This is a genomic window from Oligella sp. HMSC09E12 (genome assembly GCF_001808505.1).
GTDB classification, from domain to species: Bacteria; Pseudomonadota; Gammaproteobacteria; order Burkholderiales; family Burkholderiaceae_B; genus Oligella; species Oligella urethralis.
In genome coordinates this window covers 1-3,047 of record NZ_KV793597.1, presented here as the reverse complement: position 1 = coordinate 3,047, position 3,047 = coordinate 1, and the positions used below count along the sequence as shown (strand labels likewise).

5 protein-coding genes and 1 pseudogene are annotated in these 3,047 nt (G+C 41.0%); all 6 read right to left on the bottom strand.

Features of this window, described 5'->3' with window-relative positions; all coding sequences use genetic code 11:
- A pseudogene (locus HMPREF3179_RS08500) lies at positions 1-378 on the bottom strand (hypothetical protein); the annotation flags it as partial.
- A 134-nt stretch (positions 379-512) separates the two neighbouring features.
- Positions 513-881 (bottom strand): hypothetical protein, encoded by a 369-nt coding sequence (locus HMPREF3179_RS08495; protein ID WP_018574015.1) that lies wholly within the window; start codon positions 879-881, stop codon positions 513-515.
- A gap of 152 nt (positions 882-1,033) precedes the next feature.
- A complete protein-coding gene (locus HMPREF3179_RS08490; RefSeq protein WP_232244280.1) occupies positions 1,034-1,369 on the bottom strand; it encodes a hypothetical protein in 336 nt (111 codons plus the stop codon).
- Positions 1,359-2,123 carry a VENN motif pre-toxin domain-containing protein gene (locus tag HMPREF3179_RS08485; protein WP_018574017.1) on the bottom strand — a complete coding sequence of 255 codons (765 nt, stop codon included), beginning with the start codon at positions 2,121-2,123 and terminating at the stop codon, positions 1,359-1,361. The genes HMPREF3179_RS08490 and HMPREF3179_RS08485 overlap by 11 nt, the downstream gene beginning before the upstream one ends.
- A gap of 257 nt (positions 2,124-2,380) precedes the next feature.
- The gene (locus HMPREF3179_RS08480) at positions 2,381-2,839 is read right to left on the bottom strand and encodes a hypothetical protein (protein WP_018574019.1); all 459 of its coding nucleotides are present in this window, start codon (positions 2,837-2,839) and stop codon (positions 2,381-2,383) included.
- Positions 2,836-3,047, bottom strand: a 212-nt coding sequence (locus HMPREF3179_RS12405) for a hypothetical protein (RefSeq protein ID WP_210394316.1), incomplete at its 5' end; no start/stop codon positions are given. The genes HMPREF3179_RS08480 and HMPREF3179_RS12405, both read right to left, overlap by 4 nt.

Here is a 3,047-nt window from a genome sequence, read left to right as displayed (position 1 = left end):
GCTTTGCACGTTTTGGCTAAAGGCTTGTGACACCGCACGTTGGGTATCGAGCTCTTTTTGTAAAGCCGCCGCATCAAAGCGATTTTCTAGCGCACCACTTAAAGCCTCAGCATTCTCGGTCATCGTCGCGGTCAAGACACGATCGGCCATCGCCTCGGCACTAAGCCCCGTGAGAAGAGTCTGCTTGGCAGCGTCCGTGATCAGGATGTTCTTCGTGTTAATGCCACTGTAGGTCGTACTACCTTGGCTATCACTCACCTGCCCATAGCCCACACTGCCACTGGCTTCAGTGGACGCAAGACCGCTTTTATCCGACGTGCTTTGGCGTTGGTCAAAGAGTCCGTCACCCGATCCGCTGCTATTAACGCCACCACTCACACCAAGACCTACACTGCTGCCCTTAAACTCCGCATGGTTAGTAACATCACTTGCGCTTAAGGTACCCGTGCTAAAGTGGTTATGACCTACGCACCTGCCACACTCACCTACGTATGGTAAATGTCACATTTAAATCAAAGCGCATCCTTATAAAGCTCTGCGTCTAATAAACCATCCTTTATAGCAAACTGAAGAAACTTCTTGATTGCCTCAGGGTCTCTATCGATGACATCATCAAGCAGTTGCTCCTGAATTAACGGCGCATAGAACATCCCATTGATGCTTACGCCTCCATCGTAAACCCACTCACCCTCTAGTCTTGGATCAATCACCTCAACCTCTTTTGAGTCATAAACCATAAAACTTACTTCTGTTGTTCCATATAATGCATAAAAATAGGTAAAAGCTTCCCCCTTCTTGGTACCTCCTTCTCGTACTCCCCAATAAATACCAAAAACATCTAAAATCTCAGTGCCATACTGATCTTTATATTTAATCTTCATTTATTTTCCCTTACTAATACTGTTATTGATTGAAGCCCCTGGTTGTAGCACCAAAGCTTGTGGTGACTTCACTTTTATATCATAGGCTTTATCGGTATATTTATTGTATTGGCAATGAACTTCTTAAAGCTTAAACTACTACCGTAAAAACTTTAATCTTCATCATCATCTTCTGTCTCACTCCAATAAGGAAGAGAAGCCCTTCCAAAATAAAAAGTCACTACAGTCAGAAGAAACAAAACAAAAACTCTCTTATAAAAGAAAACAAATGTCCCTGAAGCTATAGAATTAATTATGTATATCTCAATAAAAATTAATAAGAAAGTTAAAATATAACTACCGTAGGCCAATGATTCGGTTTGACGGACTTTTAGTAGCTTAGCAAGCCCTAATATTAAGAGACTATTTAATCTAACACAAACATTGCTTGTACCTGAGATTCCAATAGACCACCCCTCAGGTCTTTTTTCTCGAAACTTAATCATCATTGCTCCAAAAAAGGCTTGGCCAATTTGTTTTTGGAACAAGAGTTGCATCTTTCGAACCTAACTTATTAGAAATGGCACTACTAACTCCATCGCCTAAAAAATGATTCGTAATTTTTTCTTTAAGAGTTAAATAGTCACGACTTAATTTTTTTGCTCCGGAAGCATCTATGAGCTTTGTAGCAGTTCTGTCTATTACTATACCAATAGACAAATCATAAGCAAGATTAGATACCTTGTAATCTTCATTTAATACCACAGAGTCTCTTGCACCAGAGGAAACAGATTTTAAGGCTGCTAAGCTATAAACTTTCAGCCCAGTACCTAATGAAGGAATCATTGTTATTGCTCCTGCTCCAAACGCTGCGGAAGGTGCAACCATCCAGACAACTATCCCATCGGATACACCACTTTCATAACCAGCACCTGTCATATAATCCTTTAATGCACTTTCTATTTCCTCTAGCGTAACATCATCTTCTTTTAATTTAGCATCTACTAAGGAAACTGCTCCAGGTCCCCACTGATTAACACCAAATATACCTCGGTAATCCGACATCCAGTTATTATCCACCGCCGTCCCCGCCGACTGTGCTCCTTGCGCAATACTCGAGTCCGTGCCAGTGGTAGCACCCACACCCGCACCCACTAAACTCGTGATGCTGGAGATGGTGGCTTTTTCATCGGCGTTAAGCTCAGTGGCTGCTTTACCGTAGAGGTAGTGGGCGAGCACTGGGGCTGCAGCTTCCGCACTCATCGCAGCACCTGCGGCTGTGAGGGCATTATTACCCCCCGTGGCCGCTACCGCTGCAGCGAGTAGTCCGTGCGCGATTAGATGCTCAGTGCCGCCTTCCCTGTCGCTTGATTTAAAGTATTGCCCTATCTCTTTGGCAACGCTGGGGCTGAGAGTGGCCGTTGCAAGAGCGCCTGCTCGTTCTTTAGCTGTTTAACATCCCAAGTCATCGGATCTTGTTGGTTATTGTAGAGGTCTTTAAGGCTATCAATATTAAACAACTAACGATTAATCTGCATTTTTTTATCTCTTTTAAATATAAAAAACTCACTAATTACTAACAAGACAAAAGTATGAAAAAATACCCATAAAAACAAACCATCAAACTCTCTAATATCTTTTGGGATATCAAAAACTCTTTCAGTAAGATTTTGTATCGGCCTTACATACACTACATAAATATACATATGAAACAACAGAAGATTGCAACAAAACGCTATTACTTTATACTTCTGTAACGCCCACCTTATTATGGAAGCTAATAGCAAGGCAGGTAACAAATAAAGAAAGATCACAATAGCAACGCCGAAAACTCCTCCCAAAGTATCTAACAAAAAAAATTTTTTCCAATCGCCAGACTCATGAACCATAAAAATCGAGGCTAATAATCCGTAGATTGTACCAATCAAAAAAAGTGATGCACTTAAACATAAGAGGTATTGCCAGTAAGACCTTCTCATGGCTTGCACCCTTGCTTCTCAGAGTAGCCTAATAATTTACAACCATAACTTACCCTTGATTCGTAATCTAACAAATCGATCCCTTCTGTTTGCCATTGTTTCTCATTTAAGATGTTAGGAATAAAACCATAAATATACTCAGATGTTAAGTTTTTAGAAGCATTTCTAAAAACTTCATAATCACTTAAATACTTCTCATGAATCGGTT

Coding starts and splice junctions, on each gene's coding strand:
- HMPREF3179_RS08490 (WP_232244280.1), bottom strand. CDS start 1,369: ATGATGATTAAGTTTCGAGAAAAAAGACCTGAGGGGTGGTCTATTGGA.
- HMPREF3179_RS08480 (WP_018574019.1), bottom strand. CDS start 2,839: ATGAGAAGGTCTTACTGGCAATACCTCTTATGTTTAAGTGCATCACTT.
- HMPREF3179_RS08485 (WP_018574017.1), bottom strand. CDS start 2,123: ATGAGTGCGGAAGCTGCAGCCCCAGTGCTCGCCCACTACCTCTACGGT.
- HMPREF3179_RS08495 (WP_018574015.1), bottom strand. CDS start 881: ATGAAGATTAAATATAAAGATCAGTATGGCACTGAGATTTTAGATGTT.